The organism is Gallibacterium faecale (assembly GCF_027920745.1).
In the GTDB taxonomy this organism is placed as follows: domain Bacteria; phylum Pseudomonadota; class Gammaproteobacteria; order Enterobacterales; family Pasteurellaceae; genus Gallibacterium; species Gallibacterium faecale.
The window spans coordinates 24811-38824 of record NZ_JAQIBB010000045.1 but is presented as its reverse complement, the minus strand read 5'-3'; the positions used below and the strand labels follow the sequence as shown (position 1 = coordinate 38824).

At 39.8% G+C, this 14014-nt stretch carries 20 protein-coding genes and 1 pseudogene; 9 read left to right on the top strand and 12 right to left on the bottom strand.

Features of this window, described 5'->3' with window-relative positions:
• The 6 genes and pseudogenes from PF272_RS03790 to PF272_RS03765 form a co-directional block, all read left to right on the top strand.
• A pseudogene (locus PF272_RS03790) lies at positions 1–754 on the top strand (integrating conjugative element protein); the annotation flags it as partial.
• A 24-nt stretch (positions 755–778) separates the two neighbouring features.
• Positions 779–1141 carry a DUF4431 domain-containing protein gene (locus tag PF272_RS03785; protein ID WP_271141675.1) on the top strand — a complete coding sequence of 121 codons (363 nt, stop codon included), beginning with the start codon at positions 779–781 and terminating at the stop codon, positions 1139–1141.
• A 141-nt stretch (positions 1142–1282) separates the two neighbouring features.
• On the top strand, positions 1283–1639 hold the full coding sequence (locus PF272_RS03780; protein ID WP_271141674.1) for an AAA family ATPase: 357 nt from the start codon (positions 1283–1285) through the stop codon (positions 1637–1639).
• Positions 1640–1827: 188 nt separating this feature from the next.
• Positions 1828–2013 (top strand): hypothetical protein, encoded by a 186-nt coding sequence (locus PF272_RS03775; protein WP_013745153.1) that lies wholly within the window; start codon positions 1828–1830, stop codon positions 2011–2013.
• Positions 1994–2329 carry a hypothetical protein gene (locus PF272_RS03770; RefSeq protein ID WP_018345642.1) on the top strand — a complete coding sequence of 112 codons (336 nt, stop codon included), beginning with the start codon at positions 1994–1996 and terminating at the stop codon, positions 2327–2329. The genes PF272_RS03775 and PF272_RS03770 overlap by 20 nt, the downstream gene beginning before the upstream one ends.
• Positions 2330–2339: 10 nt before the next feature.
• Positions 2340–2582 carry a hypothetical protein gene (locus tag PF272_RS03765; RefSeq protein ID WP_271141673.1) on the top strand — a complete coding sequence of 81 codons (243 nt, stop codon included), beginning with the start codon at positions 2340–2342 and terminating at the stop codon, positions 2580–2582.
• A gap of 47 nt (positions 2583–2629) precedes the next feature.
• Here the strand turns inward: PF272_RS03765 and PF272_RS03760 are convergent, their stop codons facing one another.
• The 12 genes from PF272_RS03760 to PF272_RS03705 are packed head-to-tail and all read right to left on the bottom strand — an operon-like array spanning position 2630 to position 12510.
• A complete protein-coding gene (locus PF272_RS03760) occupies positions 2630–4210 on the bottom strand; it encodes a conjugal transfer protein TraG N-terminal domain-containing protein (protein WP_271141672.1) in 1581 nt (526 codons plus the stop codon).
• A gap of 10 nt (positions 4211–4220) precedes the next feature.
• Positions 4221–4526 (bottom strand): hypothetical protein, encoded by a 306-nt coding sequence (locus PF272_RS03755; protein WP_039135504.1) that lies wholly within the window; start codon positions 4524–4526, stop codon positions 4221–4223.
• Between the two features lie 52 nt (positions 4527–4578).
• Positions 4579–5016, bottom strand: a complete 438-nt coding sequence (locus PF272_RS03750; protein ID WP_271141671.1) for a hypothetical protein — start codon at positions 5014–5016, stop codon at positions 4579–4581.
• Positions 5013–7763 carry a conjugative transfer ATPase gene (locus tag PF272_RS03745; RefSeq protein ID WP_271141670.1) on the bottom strand — a complete coding sequence of 917 codons (2751 nt, stop codon included), beginning with the start codon at positions 7761–7763 and terminating at the stop codon, positions 5013–5015. Before PF272_RS03745 ends, PF272_RS03750 begins: the two co-directional genes overlap by 4 nt.
• A gap of 14 nt (positions 7764–7777) precedes the next feature.
• Positions 7778–8179 (bottom strand): TIGR03751 family conjugal transfer lipoprotein, encoded by a 402-nt coding sequence (locus PF272_RS03740; protein WP_271141669.1) that lies wholly within the window; start codon positions 8177–8179, stop codon positions 7778–7780.
• 12 nt (positions 8180–8191) lie between these two features.
• Entirely contained in the window at positions 8192–9649 is a 1458-nt protein-coding gene (locus PF272_RS03735; RefSeq protein WP_271141668.1) for a TIGR03752 family integrating conjugative element protein, read from the bottom strand.
• Entirely contained in the window at positions 9646–10521 is an 876-nt protein-coding gene (locus tag PF272_RS03730; RefSeq protein ID WP_271141667.1) for a TIGR03749 family integrating conjugative element protein, read from the bottom strand. The genes PF272_RS03735 and PF272_RS03730 overlap by 4 nt, the downstream gene beginning before the upstream one ends.
• Positions 10505–11170 carry a PFL_4703 family integrating conjugative element protein gene (locus PF272_RS03725; RefSeq protein ID WP_013745163.1) on the bottom strand — a complete coding sequence of 222 codons (666 nt, stop codon included), beginning with the start codon at positions 11168–11170 and terminating at the stop codon, positions 10505–10507. The genes PF272_RS03730 and PF272_RS03725 overlap by 17 nt, the downstream gene beginning before the upstream one ends.
• Positions 11171–11175: 5 nt before the next feature.
• On the bottom strand, positions 11176–11529 hold the full coding sequence (locus PF272_RS03720; RefSeq protein WP_039082599.1) for a TIGR03750 family conjugal transfer protein: 354 nt from the start codon (positions 11527–11529) through the stop codon (positions 11176–11178).
• 20 nt (positions 11530–11549) lie between these two features.
• On the bottom strand, positions 11550–11918 hold the full coding sequence (locus PF272_RS03715; RefSeq protein ID WP_271141666.1) for a TIGR03745 family integrating conjugative element membrane protein: 369 nt from the start codon (positions 11916–11918) through the stop codon (positions 11550–11552).
• Positions 11919–11932: 14 nt separating this feature from the next.
• Entirely contained in the window at positions 11933–12169 is a 237-nt protein-coding gene (locus PF272_RS03710; protein WP_271141665.1) for a TIGR03758 family integrating conjugative element protein, read from the bottom strand.
• A gap of 5 nt (positions 12170–12174) precedes the next feature.
• The gene (locus tag PF272_RS03705; RefSeq protein ID WP_018346735.1) at positions 12175–12510 is read right to left on the bottom strand and encodes an integrative conjugative element protein, RAQPRD family; all 336 of its coding nucleotides are present in this window, start codon (positions 12508–12510) and stop codon (positions 12175–12177) included.
• Positions 12511–12940: 430 nt separating this feature from the next.
• Here PF272_RS03705 and PF272_RS03700 point away from each other — a divergent pair, with 430 nt between their 5' ends.
• The 3 genes from PF272_RS03700 (at position 12941) to PF272_RS03690 (ending at position 13967) form a co-directional block, all read left to right on the top strand.
• Positions 12941–13195 (top strand): CCDC90 family protein, encoded by a 255-nt coding sequence (locus tag PF272_RS03700; RefSeq protein WP_018346736.1) that lies wholly within the window; start codon positions 12941–12943, stop codon positions 13193–13195.
• Between the two features lie 79 nt (positions 13196–13274).
• Positions 13275–13682: a CCDC90 family protein gene (locus tag PF272_RS03695; protein WP_039082591.1), complete on the top strand. Its 408-nt coding sequence runs from the start codon at positions 13275–13277 to the stop codon at positions 13680–13682.
• A gap of 81 nt (positions 13683–13763) precedes the next feature.
• Positions 13764–13967 carry a hypothetical protein gene (locus PF272_RS03690; protein ID WP_018346738.1) on the top strand — a complete coding sequence of 68 codons (204 nt, stop codon included), beginning with the start codon at positions 13764–13766 and terminating at the stop codon, positions 13965–13967.
• Positions 13968–14014 lie beyond the last annotated feature (47 nt).

The following is a 14014-nucleotide window of genomic DNA, read 5'->3' as shown; positions in this document are numbered from 1 at the left end:
GGAAATGGAATTACAGCGTTCTCTCACTAACAATACGGCTTTAATGGTCATTAATAAACGAGTTCGTGATCAACAAGATACGCTCAACAGTAATGCCGGCGATAAACAGCATAACTTTGAAGGTAAACAAGAGGAACTCAATAACAATAACGAGGGTGATTTTTATATCAGCCCTGATGAACCTATTTATCTTGATATTCCTGATGGTTCCGGTGGAACGGGTGTCTATAACGGCATTAATAGTGGAAGCGGTAAAAATTCCGGAGGTGCTGGAGCGTTGTCTAAATTATCCGATGGAGCATTTGCAGATGGACGGGCTACCGTTTATAAAAATGCAGATGGCACACTGACACGTCGTGAGGGAGGCTCTTTGGCTTGGCGGAATAACAATCCGGGTAATATTCAATGCGGTAACTTCTCACGCAGTATGGGAGCAATCGGATGTGGCCCAGGTGGATTTGCTGTTTTCCCTGATGAATCAACCGGTACAAAAGCCGTTTATGCTTTGCTACAGCGTAATAATGACAAGAACGATTATTACAATCTGAGTATTGAAGAAACAATGAAAAAATATGCGCCTCCGCACGAAAACCCGACAGAACAATATATTCGCCATATTACCAATGCGACAGGGCTTGACAAAAATACCAAAATGAGTCAATTATCTAAAGAACAATTGGATGTTTTTGTTAAAACTATTCGGAAAGTTGAGGGATGGAAAGAAGGTAAAGAAATCCCAGCTTCAGGAAATTAACATTTACTACTAGAGGACGACAAAATGAAAAAAGTATTATTCACAATGTTAGGTATCAGCTTACTTGGATTGAGTTATACTGCCCAAGCTAAGACTTATGTGTATGATAAAGATGATGTGGCTCTACAAGGTATCATCAAAATTGAGAAAAATTACCCATATCTTTATTTAAAACAAGGAATTAATGTTGTTCCTGCTCCGAATGATGACTTATACAATCCAGCAAGAAACGTTAAAAGAATGCAAGTCGTCAATGTTAACGCTGGACCTGGAGACAAAACGCCCACTGGCTGTCAGATTGTGAAAGGCAGCTTATTTGGTGCACATACCGCACATCACAAAACACCGGTTTTGGTTTGGGCAAAATCATTTGAGAAGTGCAAATAGCATTTAATCAATCTTCCTGTACCCCCCCCCAAAAAAAAAGGCAAGAAACGTGATTTTCTTGCCTTTTTTTGATATTTATCCCCTCAAAGTTAACTTTCATTTTATAATCTACAATAGATATCTATCAGTATTTAAAATATTATGCTAATTCAATTCTCTGTTGAAAATTATCGTTCTATCAAAGAAGAACAAACACTCTCTTTAGTTCGTAATGATGATGAAGAAATGAGCGACAACTACTTCGTTAGTCAAGCTCCTGCTACACCTATGTTGTTAAAAACTGCTGTTATCTATGGTGCGAATGCTTCAGGAAAATCTAATGTTATTAAAGCATTGGACGCTATGATCGGGATTATTGCAAATTCATTCAATAAAAAACCTAACAAACCTATTCTTACAGAAACATTCCTTTTTAATAGCCACTATCGTAAACAGCCTACAGTTTACGATATTTCTTTTGTAGTTGATTTAATCAATGATCAAGTCCAATCCATATAGCCATCTCGCGAGCTCCCACCAGAATGTTGGGAAATACAGACCGAATTGATCATCCTCACATTTCTAATCAAATAGACTTTACATATCAAAGTTTATAATGTAGTGTAGGATAGCTATCTTAGATGATAATGCTCAAGAATCTTTTTTTGTGTAGTGTGTCACTACATTGCTAACTTTGGAGAATCATTGTGAAACTAACACAAAAACAAAAAAATGAGCTGTTAAATGCTTATTTTAAAGCTAAAGATGCGAATACTTTGTTAGAAATAGATATGAAAACCGTAAGAGAAAGATCTAACGCAAGACGAGCTGCATATTTGCATAATAAAAAATTAATTGATGAGGTTTTCTATAATGAAGTGGTTGGCGCTTAATGAAGGACTAATAAACTTTATTGGTTTATTATCCGAAGAAGCACTTCATTTTTTCGAAGAATCCATAAAAAAATTTGAAATTGTTTCCACACCATTTTCTATAGAAATTAATAGTTATGTATCAATTCAATGTATTATTATTGATGATACAGCAATTATATTATCTTTTAATTATGGAAAGTATACCCATCTAAATTATGGTGAAAGTAAATCCGAGAAAGAGTTTATTTACGCATTAGAAACCAAATATTTTGAAACAAACTCTTATATTGAATTATCTCCTAAAAACAAGCTTAAATTAAAAATTATCAAATAAAGGAGGATTTATGTCAGAAAACTTTGGATATAAACTAGGCAAATTTATCAAAAATAACTTTTCTGCTTCAACTCAAAAAGTAGTAAGTGCGGGGGTTGATTCGCTTGAGAAACGGTTGAATAAACCTGTAATGTCAAGACATAAAAATCATACTAAATTTGATAAAAACTCTAAAACTACGACAATCTGTGATGAGGCAGTCAAAGTATATAATCTTGATGGTCAACATCCATACTACGGATATAATGAATAAAACATATTGTATTCAAAGAGTTTCCCGTCTATTTGACGGGAAACTTTTTATTTAATCCCTATTTTATTTTCAGCTGAATTAACTGCTGATTGAGAATATCGTTGCCCTCCATCCTCAGATTTTTTAGCTCCTATAACTAAATTATTAGCAATATTGCCCATTTCTACCCCAGCTTTTCCCATTGCCATCATAAAGAAGCCCGGGAAAACGATATACATCGCGCCAATGACCAGTTTTACCACCGTATCATCTTCCGTGTTTTCTAATCCATAGAGGTTAAAATAACTATGGGTATCGCTGCCATAAAGTCCACTAAGCAACGAACTATCAAGCCATCTTGCAAGCTCCCACCAGAATGTTAAGAAATACAGACCGAATTGAATAAAAGTCATCACCATCGCCGCTTTCATACTGTAACCACTGAACACCATTACAAACGGAATGGAAATTACAAACACAACGGATAGCAATCCTTGAATCATCGGCAACGCCTGCCGCATTGCGTCAAAACCGGGTGTCGCCACCGCAAGCGTTGTGGTTGTCCCCACTCCGGCAACCAGTTTAGATAATCCCGAACGAAGTCCTGCGAAGAAACCACCTGCGTCATCAGAGATAATATCGCTACTTAAGTTTGAATACGTCTTCCCATTAGAAACTGCTATTTTTTCTGGCTTCACTAAATTTCTCACCAAAACATCAGCAACTTCCGAATCTGAAATCCGTTTTGGATTGGCATTGTAGTAGTTTTTATCTAAATCATAAGTCTGTTTGAAACTAGCAATAGTGCTTGGGCTATACTGCTCTAACAATCTCGCTTTTAATCCTACACTTGGGTTATCCCACCATTCATTGCATTTCGGGAATCCGCCTTTGCCGGTATTCGGCAACGCCTGATCACGCTTCGGATCATAAGGGAATTCCGAACGTGGCATTTTAGCTCGATAGGAATCATATAAATTTGGTGTTTCGACCATTAAGCGTGAACCAATCCAGTCAAGATCTCTATCTTGAACCTCATTGGTTTTAACGTTTTTGCGTTTAATTTTTTTGCGAGCTGGAACATAACATTGCTCAAAAAAGTCTTGCACTTCTTGTCGCAAAACTGCACTAGTAATAAGCGTATTATTAACCTCAAACCGCAGTTGTCTAATGTCAGGGCTACAAGGGATTGTCGTAATAGCTGCTTGTGTTACGGCTTTACTTACAACAGTCGTAAACGCCCACCAAAGGGGCATTTTTGCCTGTTGCCCGTCTAACGTTGTCTGCATATAGCTCATTGAGCTTTGTTGAGGCGAGATAATGCTGACTTTGCACTGTTTAGAACGAGTTTCATCATAAGTGATGTTATTCACATTAATCGTGAATAACGGCATACAGGTAAATAAAATAACAACAATACTCAGATAAAAAGCGTGCTCAATACGATTTAGCAATAATTTGCCTTTATTGCCCTCATCGTCCCCCTCTTCACGCACTTTTAACCACAGTCTTATTAAATGTGCAAAGAAGGGTGTAGCAAACAAACCTGTTTCAACAAGAAGATCCCATATGCCATTGTTGATAAACCAACCCAACACAGTCAGGTAATATTCAAAATAACTATTAGTATAAATAGGAATACCGTCCATATTACTCCACCTAATGACTAATAAAACTTATAAACTCAATAACAGAAACCAACACAAGAAATTGCACTAATGAACGTTTCATCTGTTGTTTCCAGTATTCACTTGTCTTTGAAATTTTTAGGATTAAAAATAATCCTGCACCGTATAAACAGATTCGCCAGATAAGTAACCCTGCTCGATTATTTTGAACAAAATCTCTGAGCTCCGTACCCGGGAAAAAGTGCATCCCCAATGCCGCCAGTAGGAAAGATAACAGCAATAACGCTGCTATCATCAGTAGAAATTTGCCACCCTGTAACAGTTTTTGTTTTGTCATCACATTCTCCTGTTTAAAAGTTGAACTAAATCGGCAAGTAATTTATTTTTCTTTAACATTTTCCTGCTCCTAACCAGCTATCCACAGTGTTATGCACAGAGATTGGGGATAACGGCGATATCGATACTGGTTGATCATTAGAAAATGAATCACTAAGTAATGTGTTATGTAACAAATCGACAAGATAATACGCTTCCATTTCATCCACGACCGCCATATAAAAACGCAACCTAGGTGCAGAAAAATCTGGGAATTGGGTGTGTCCGGCGATGTTGATGGTAAGGTTAAAACGCCCCACGTCGCCAATAAACAACACGCGCACATATTGTTGTTGGTAAATCAGATAAGGTTTAATCTGCATCGAGCGTAAATGACCGGTGCAAGCACTGATCACTTCAATTAATCGCTTCAATGCCGCTTTAAACATTGGTTGAATTTCCAAACGCTCAAACGGTGGCACTTTATTTTCAAACAGACGTATCACGTTCATTCAGATTCTCCTTCATCTTCTTTAATGCCTCTCGCTTTATCCAACTGTTTCGCAATCAGAAATGCGGCTTCAAGTTCACTAATGTTATGTTGTCGCATTAACTGCATTCTCGCCGCCTTTTCTTCCGATTCCGTCATTGCCAGTGCGAGATATAGGCTCGGCGGTACGACCCTGAACAGCGCCTCGATGCTGTCTGATAACACCACACCTTCGGTATATTTTTTATCTTCTTTGCGTGCTGAACGAATTAAGCTCTTTTGCTCCTCCGTCAACGGTTTAAATCGGCAGATTTCACCGATTTCGTAATCATCAACACCGCATAAAAGCTCCCACCATTCAAGCATATTTATGAGTTTTTTCGCATCATTCGGGAAGTCTTTCATATTTTGTGTGGCTAGCCATAGCCAGATACCGAGCTTACGCCACATTTTTGACCCTTTCGTTAAAAATCTGGCCAACAATGGATTGACAGTAATGATGTGAGCTTCGTCCGTTATATTGACGATTGGTCGCCCTGAATATTGGTATTTCTCCCCAAGACTATTGATGTGATTAATTAACGAGATATAAGCGATAGCCAATTGTGCCTCATAGCCTTCTCGGGCAAAGGTCGCCAAATCAACTAAAGTAATATCTGCATCTGGCCACGCCTCCCCCTCACGATTAAAAAGTTCTGCTTCAAAGCTACCTTGTTGGCAAAACATTCCCAATGATTCAGCCATATCAAATATCCGTTCACGCTTAGTTTCAGGCAGACTTTCATCACGGCTCAACTGGTAAAGTGCATCTCGAACATCTGAGGTTAATGTTTGTCGTTTTGCTTGATAGGTTGCTTCGGTAGCCATCATAATCGCTTTACGGATGATCGCTTTATCTGCGCGCGAGAGTTTTTCAGCCTCTTTGATTTCTCCGCCGGTAATCATTAGCTGCGCAGTAATTTCCATTTCACCGAGTATGTCGCGTTGATCATCACCGTCATCCTGTTCGTTGTTTTCTTCAACTTCAATTGCACCTTCTGACAAGCGGTCAGTAATAGAGTTATCCTCAATTAATTTGTGACAATCGGCAAATAACGGTAAAGTTACGCCACTGCCCGGTTTTAATGTGACTTTATTCACGCTCAATCCCAGTGATGCGGCATAATCAGCCATCAACCCAAAGGAATTCCCAGCTTCAATAACGAATAATCGAGGACGATAAACAGCCATCAACTGTGCAATTTTGCCATTAAGCGTTGCTGACTTCCCTGCTCCGGTTGGCCCCAGCATCAAAAGATGCGCATTTTTCGTTCTGTCTTTTTTACTCAACGGATCGAAATCAAGCGGCGCACCGCCTCGATTAAAGAAGGAAATTCCGGGATGTCCAGTACCGGTTGAACGTCCGAAAATTGGTAATAGGTTTGCGATATGCTGAACAAAATTGAATTTGGTATAGAGGTTTTTGCGATCATCCTGCGGATTAAACACCATTGGCAACCAACGCAAATAGCTGTTAAGGGGTGCAATTTCATCCCCCTCTCTCACCGGTACAAGTCCATTTCCAAGCAATATTGCTCGTAATTTACGGCTTTTTTTGCTTAAATCATCGTCATCATCGCCTCGAACATAAAAGGCTAAACTACTGCGGTACATTTTGTGTTTGTCTTTCAAATATTGCTGTACCGTCATACAGTCCTGTTTAGCATAACGTGACTCGGTATTATCACCCTTCGCCTTGTCCATAATATTGAGGATATGCTGCTCTAGTAAATCTTGAGGATAAACCACAATAGTCATTACCATTATGGTTCCCTGTGGCAGCAGATCAAACAAAGCATTACAGTTATCGCCCCGTTGCATTTCGCCTGTTAATAATCCTACGTCGGGAGCTTTACGCAACGCATCAACAACAATTATCTCGTGAGGCTTTTCATCAAAATACCAATAATCTCCTTTTGAAACAGGAGATTGTAAAAACAATGATTCGGCAAAATCTTGCCAAATCATTAAATCTTCAGGATCATCGGTGAACTTGTGATATTGCATTGACTGATAAAAATCAGCAGCAGGCATTATTGTTGGTGCTGGATTAAACCAACGTAACAGCCATTGATGAACTTGCCTGCCATTAAGTCTTTCAAGGCGAACGCCTGCACCTTGCAACGCATTCAGCACGCGTTCACAAGCGTTATTCAGTGCTTCTAACGGTTCAAGCAACTCCTCTTTTTCTTTGCCTTTAGGATTGATATAACGATAGATCACCATTCTGGTACGGCGTAACTGACCACGCCACGGCGTATTGGTAATTTTAGTATCAACAAACAAGCCTTCTGGGCTCGCAATATCTCGTAAATGTTTCCCCATTAAATTCAGCCACGCTTCGCTGAAAGCTGACCCTTGCGCATTAGGCTGAATATAGCGAGCGAGTGCCTCTCTGTAGTCCTCAGCAACATCATCGTCTTGGCAATAGAATTGCACAACCCAAGGATGTGAGTCCCGTTCTTCAAAACTATCTTGCAAGGCATCTTTTATTTGCGTTCTAAGTTGATTCAAATAAGCAACTGAACGCCCCTCTGTACCAATTGGCTTGACATCAAACACTGCCCCAACCGACTTGCCATCTTCCAGCAAGACTGCATTATCTTCATCAAGAAATTCGACCCACGGCAAGCGTCCCACAAATGAGCTACATTGCTCAAAGGTTTTGTTGTAATCGACATTTGTGTAAGGCTCACGTTTTATTACGGTATTCACTGTTTCACTCATCATTTGCCTCACTACCATTAATAAGTCGCTAAACGCTCGCCGGCTTGCGCATACTGCACCCGGCTGTAAAAAGGAATTATCGTGCTATATCCGGGAACCGGCATTGGCTCAGCCGTGTCAGAGAGGTGAGGAAAGATATACATCACCAAATCGGGATTTGGTAAGCGTGGGAAAAGATTAGTGATCTCATTTTCTGCCGTTCTGGTATAACTCTCTTGTTCTTGAAAATTAACCGCACGTACTGGATCTTGAGCAACATTCTGTCGTGTCGGAATTAAATTACCACTACCGCTTTTTTTCTGCCACAAGTCCAACATCGTCTGATCACCTCTTGGTAACAACTTTTCTTGCGAGGTAGAACAAGCTGCTAAGCTCATCATAGCAGCAAGTAAAATAGTCAAACTCATTATCTTTTTCATTGTGTTGTCCTCTTAATCAAGTTGTTTGCGTTGATTGTTATTTAAGTAGTTCACTTTTCGCCCATTTGGCTCATAATCAATATCAATCGACTGTGTCAAATGAATAGCGACAGGATGACCCGGCGGTACATAAATTGCGTCAAATGTTTGTCCAAACCGTTTTCTTAACCACTCTGTTGTATCTTTTAAACCGGCTCCCAACGCTTGTCCCATCAAGTATTTGCCTTGATCACCCGTTACCGCACTCACCACGCTTGCGCCATCCGTTACGGTCGTTGTTTGACTTTGTGAATAAGCATCCGCTGCAGCGGCAACACCGCCTAGAAGGAAATTAGAGGTAAGATACTCAGGTGCATTGGTTTTTCGGTCCCCCGGTACGCAAGGCACACCGTATGGATCTGAAATCCAGCCAATTCCATCGCTATTGCTGCTACTGCTACTACGTTTGCTTTGTGGCCAAGTGCGAACACGACCATCATTAAATACTAATGTGATGCTCATCACCTTGCCTCGTACACAAGATAACGTCCAATCACCGCTTGCAGTTCCGGATAAAATTGCACCTTCTACGTTCGGTAACATCATCCCGTTAGCGGTGAGATTCTCTTTTCCCACAAGCACTTTAAACGGATAAGGATCATTGACTACACCATCAATAGGTACACGGCCCAGTAACGCGGTCATTGCGACCGATCCGATTAAGGTGGAATTCTCCGGCAAGGTATAAATAGGCACAGGTGGCTTCTCTTCTACTGATGATCCTTTTTTCTTGCCGGTGAAGTCTTCGTGCGCCTTACCTAATGCAGATTTGTCCAATTCGCTAAACAGACTCGGAAAACCGAACTGTTCTGCTTGCTGACCGGCTGTGACAGGGTTACCGTTACGATCTAATGCCTGCATATCTGCCGGCATTACCCATTGCATACCGCCGCTAGTATTACCAATAGGAAAATCCTCACCATTTCCGGATTCTGCTGCGAATAAATTGGCATCATCCTTTTTTGTCTCGCTGGGTTGAACTTTACTTTCCAATGCTGACAGATTAGCAAGGCGTTTTTCCAGCTCTTCTGTTAGGCTTTCTGTGCGTTGCTGTAATGCTTGTTCAAATTCAATCGACATCGCATTGCGTTCTTGTGCTAATGCAGCTTGAATTTGCTCATCAACACTCTCACTTTTATCTGTGAGAGTTTTGTTCTTCTTCATTAATGCTTCGTTTTGTGCCTTTACGTCTGCAATATCTTGTCTTGTGCGCTTAATCGTACCGATTAAGGTACGAATGGTATCTTGTGGCGTATCACCCTCAATCCCTAATGCACGTAATTCTTCCGGTTTAAGATCATAAAGTGCATACTGTTGTGTTTGTGCTGTAGCATTTTCTTCCGACTTAAACACTTTAAGCCCAATGATCACGGCAATAGCAACCGCACTGGGAACAATAATTTTTAATAAGCCATTTTGCTTCAATTTCATTTTTTGCCCCCTTGATGTTGATTCTTACTGATTTTTTTAATCACTTTTTTAGGTTCAGGGATCATTGCTTTATCAGCACTACCAATTGATACTAAGTAGACTGTAGTAGTATCTTCGGCAGATCCTCGTCCACCTAGCCAATTATGCTGATAGGTCGCCGCATAAAAACGCCCTTGGATATAACGGGGATCAAGTTTAATCATCTCATATGACTGGTTTTTAATTTTTACGGCAGTGACTACATAATCTCCGAGTTGCCAAGCAGCCAACGGCGTAGTTTTCACCGGTAAGCCGGGTAATAGTGTAGTGATATGATTAGGTAGACGGTGATGCACACTCTGTACACCGTCTAATGGCTCAACAGTACGCAACGGTGCATATAGCGATTGTGCGGCATAACGCGTCAATGCTGCCGGTGCTGGAAGCGTTAACTTTGGCTGTACGATATCAGTAAGTGGATTTTTATCTTGTGAATGCTCTTCATCACCGCTTATTTCATCCATATTAGATTTTGGTTCATAAATTAATTTAATTGGTTCCAACTTGTCTTTATGCTCATTCGCTGCAACATCAAGCAAGATAATTTCACCATTTTGCATATCCTGTAGCTGTAAACGAGTTTCAGGGAATGCTTGTGTCGGTTTTAAATAGAGTGTACCTCCGGCATTCTGAATACGTAATTTGCCGGACAATGAAGGTGGGTAGCCAATTTTCACGTTGCGATCAACAAAAATAATACGCTCTTGATTAACGTTAAGATCTATTGCCAACGGCGTGCGTTGCCATTGCATTAACACATCGGCATAACTTTGCTGAAAGAACGCTATACCACCTAAGAAAAGTGCTGTTTTTAGGCTATTTTTCATTTTCATTCTGTTTTCCCTCATTTGTTGCCGCTGTTGCCGCTTCTAAACGCTTAGGCACATCTGCATAGCAATCAAGTCCTAAACCCCACGGATTTTTCTCCAGATCTACATCCATTCTTACGACTTTCACCGGATACCGAACTAAAGTACGTTTCACGGTTTCATCGCCGTAATATTCATCGGTGCTCAAATCAAGATTAACAATCCAATCGTTTTTACTTAAAACCTGAACCCGATCTTGACTGAAGCCACGTCCCGGAATTTCATACACACCGCGAACACGATTTTTTAACTCTCCGAAACTGTCTCTATCTTTATAATCCTGCTCAAGATAGGCTTTACAACTTGGCGTTAAATAATTACTTAATGAAAAAATGTTGCGTTTATAATCCTCTTTTCCATCGGTTGGCCAACGGTTAAGTTGCTGGAAAATGTAATAAGCAAATCCGTAAACTGTTGAGGGTGGAACCTCCCACCAAGGACGCTGACTGCCTGCTCGTAAATCAGGCGGTGTATAAATCTGTAATCGGCTCGGTGCAGTAGACCAGCCAATCCCCATTAACAAAATAATGGCAAATAACCCTGCGATGACTATTCGCAGTGTCTTAATGTGATAATCTTTATCTGTGAGTCGATTTTTAAATTTGCTTTTCATAATTTTTAACCACGGCGAATAGACCAATACTTACGGTTATCCGTTTTATCAATAAGTAAACGATTGGTTTTGAAACGTTGTTCAAGATAACGAGGCAGCCAAGTATCAGGCTTACCCCGTTTTAAACGGGCGATCACATTACCGCCCTTAAAGGTGAAGAGAAAAGCAAGCCCAAGTGCACAAGTTGGAATCAAAGCCCAATCTCCGACTAGTGCTGTTGCGACTATACCCAACAACAATCCGACGACAAAACCAATACCGAATACCACAAGTAATTCGGATATGGTCATCCCTCTAAACACAACAGGCTGACGGTTAAGACGCTCAGGCAGGAATTGGATAGTTTCATCTTTTTCCATACGTGCTTTTCTCCTAATTCTTACAGGATGTCTGCTGACTTAGTAATTAACCAAATAATGACAACCAATAAAACTGCGCCAACCAATGCTTGCATTGCTAAATCACCCCAATTTTTCTTACCAGATGAAATCTCGCCGTAAGTTGAGACGCAACTTGATGCAACTCGCAAAAACGCAAAAGCAGCAATTAATAATCCACCTAAAATTGCACCGTCATACGCATAGTTTTTAATCGTTTCCATAATGCCTTTACCAGCACCCCTTGATGGATCTTCCATTTTTGGCAAATCGGCAAAAACGGGCGAACTTAGTAATGCACCCATTACCACCAAACCGGTCTGTTTAGCACGACTTTTAACTTTTTGATAAGTTTGAATAAATTTAGGCATAAAAGCTCCTTTAATTAATGTTTATCAATAAGAAAATAACAGGCAATACAAAACAGCACAGCAAGACGAATAAGTATTCCAAAGACTTCTTCTTTCGTTAGATTTTCCTTATCTATTCCTTTGTAAGCACTGGATACAATCCAAGCACCAATAAGGAGAAGGAATCCTAGTACTAAGCCAACAAAAATATCGTGAGCACCGGCAGCATTTGTTCCTGCAATGCTGTTAAACGTTTCTGTAGCAAGACTCATTTAAATCACCTTGCCGCTTTGTTTTGCTGAAGATAATCACCATCCAACGATTGCAATTGCGCCGGCTGTCGCGGTTGCGCGCGATCATTGTTTAGAAAATGATTTATGCCGGTAGCGACAACATTGATATCGGTATGGGCTTGTCGATAATCGAAATAGAATCGATTAGTTGGAACATTACGAGCTTGAGCTTGCGCACGCTGTAATGATTGTTTTGCAGCTTGTAATTGTTTAACCGCTTGTGCTAACTCGCTTTGTTCACTTGCCAATGCAGATGAACTGAAAGCAAACACTGCAATTAAACTTGCAACGAGAGAGATTGATTTTAATTTCTTGCACATACTGTTGTTCTCCTAAAACCTGGAGAGCACAGTATTAAAAATCACGATTTTGAAAGATATAGGAAATTGATTATCCAAAAAAATCAAAAAAAAATCCGGAGTTTACATACTAATTGATCTAAATGTTTAATCAAAAAAAGATTGACTAAATAAAAGTCATTAATCAATAATGGAAAGATAAATCGCTATCGTTGATAGCATTTATAACGGCTGACCTGAAATGCCGTGTTTGACGTTGTCAAATGTATGGTCGCCCTTTAAACCGAGGTGACGGTTTTTAAAATTCACTGCCCTTTCTAAGGCTGCGAGCACTTTGAGACCAGCCTCTGTCGCGTAAGCGATGGTGAGTGTTTGTTTAACAATTAACTAACCCTGTGGGGAGCAATCCCGACAGGAAAGCTCCTCACTTAATGAGAGGAGTATTAAATTTATGGATAATACCGTGAAATTAAACTTTGATAAGTTAGTTTTCGTCAAAAAGCTGAGTGCTAACGGTTATACTCAGGAACAATCTGAGATCTTAGCGAATGCTCTTGACGAAGCATTAACAGAAAGCCAATCTCATTTGGTGACAAAAAGCGATTTAAAAGAAACCGAAAACCACTTGCTTTATGCGATAGGCGGAGGTTTCATTGCCACAATTACTGTATTAATTGCAGTGATCGGTTTAATTAAATTGCCGTAATCATCGGTTAATATTTTTACTAACCCTGTGGGGAGCAATCCCGACAGGAAAGCTCCTCACTTAATGAGAGGAGTATTAAATGAAAGATCTCAAAATCTTTAATATTCGTTCAAATGAAGCTGAAAACTATTTATTGTTAGTTGCTTCATTTGGGAAAATAGGTCTGTCGCCGGAACTCTCTATTGAGCTGGCACAGAATTTAAGGAAGGTTATTATGGACAGTCAAAAAGATCTCGTCACAAGACAAGAGTTTCAGCAGGCTCATCAAGAGTTGAAAGATGAAATTCAAGCTGTTCGCACTGAATTGAAGTCTGAAATTCAAGAAGTTCGTACTGAGCTGAAATCTGAAATTCAGGAACTCCGAGTAGAGATTAAAGAGGTTAAAACAGATTTTTATAAAGCGATTAATCGTTTAACTTTCGCCATTATTACCTTTGTGGTTGCTATTGTTGGTGCATTATTAACTTATATCAGCTTAGCAAATTAACTTAAATAATCTAATTCACCCGTGTGGGAAATATTTTCCCGTACACGGTGATCATATTTCCTACACTTTTTTGGAGGAAATATGAAAGTTTCCATTCACTATCGGGTTTTATCTGAGTTTAAATATTTAGATAAGTCCCTCATCCAAGGATTAAAAGAAAAAGCTCTTGAATGCTGGTTTTCCGGCAATCAACGCTTTCTAATGCAAACATCAGAAAGTAGTTATCACTTTTTTGATGTTGTACCTCATCAAACAAAATCCAATTGTTTAGTGGTACGCGCATAGTCTTTTATAATTGACTTTATCCCCTGAACTTCACCCATCCGGGAAAC

Coding starts and splice junctions, on each gene's coding strand:
- PF272_RS03785 (WP_271141675.1), top strand. CDS start 779: ATGAAAAAAGTATTATTCACAATGTTAGGTATCAGCTTACTTGGATTG.
- PF272_RS03780 (WP_271141674.1), top strand. CDS start 1,283: ATGCTAATTCAATTCTCTGTTGAAAATTATCGTTCTATCAAAGAAGAA.
- PF272_RS03770 (WP_018345642.1), top strand. CDS start 1,994: ATGAAGTGGTTGGCGCTTAATGAAGGACTAATAAACTTTATTGGTTTA.
- PF272_RS03765 (WP_271141673.1), top strand. CDS start 2,340: ATGTCAGAAAACTTTGGATATAAACTAGGCAAATTTATCAAAAATAAC.
- PF272_RS03760 (WP_271141672.1), bottom strand. CDS start 4,210: ATGGACGGTATTCCTATTTATACTAATAGTTATTTTGAATATTACCTG.
- PF272_RS03755 (WP_039135504.1), bottom strand. CDS start 4,526: ATGACAAAACAAAAACTGTTACAGGGTGGCAAATTTCTACTGATGATA.
- PF272_RS03750 (WP_271141671.1), bottom strand. CDS start 5,016: ATGAACGTGATACGTCTGTTTGAAAATAAAGTGCCACCGTTTGAGCGT.
- PF272_RS03745 (WP_271141670.1), bottom strand. CDS start 7,763: ATGATGAGTGAAACAGTGAATACCGTAATAAAACGTGAGCCTTACACA.
- PF272_RS03740 (WP_271141669.1), bottom strand. CDS start 8,179: ATGAAAAAGATAATGAGTTTGACTATTTTACTTGCTGCTATGATGAGC.
- PF272_RS03735 (WP_271141668.1), bottom strand. CDS start 9,649: ATGAAATTGAAGCAAAATGGCTTATTAAAAATTATTGTTCCCAGTGCG.
- PF272_RS03730 (WP_271141667.1), bottom strand. CDS start 10,521: ATGAAAATGAAAAATAGCCTAAAAACAGCACTTTTCTTAGGTGGTATA.
- PF272_RS03725 (WP_013745163.1), bottom strand. CDS start 11,170: ATGAAAAGCAAATTTAAAAATCGACTCACAGATAAAGATTATCACATT.
- PF272_RS03720 (WP_039082599.1), bottom strand. CDS start 11,529: ATGGAAAAAGATGAAACTATCCAATTCCTGCCTGAGCGTCTTAACCGT.
- PF272_RS03715 (WP_271141666.1), bottom strand. CDS start 11,918: ATGCCTAAATTTATTCAAACTTATCAAAAAGTTAAAAGTCGTGCTAAA.
- PF272_RS03710 (WP_271141665.1), bottom strand. CDS start 12,169: ATGAGTCTTGCTACAGAAACGTTTAACAGCATTGCAGGAACAAATGCT.
- PF272_RS03705 (WP_018346735.1), bottom strand. CDS start 12,510: ATGTGCAAGAAATTAAAATCAATCTCTCTCGTTGCAAGTTTAATTGCA.
- PF272_RS03700 (WP_018346736.1), top strand. CDS start 12,941: ATGGATAATACCGTGAAATTAAACTTTGATAAGTTAGTTTTCGTCAAA.
- PF272_RS03695 (WP_039082591.1), top strand. CDS start 13,275: ATGAAAGATCTCAAAATCTTTAATATTCGTTCAAATGAAGCTGAAAAC.
- PF272_RS03690 (WP_018346738.1), top strand. CDS start 13,764: ATGAAAGTTTCCATTCACTATCGGGTTTTATCTGAGTTTAAATATTTA.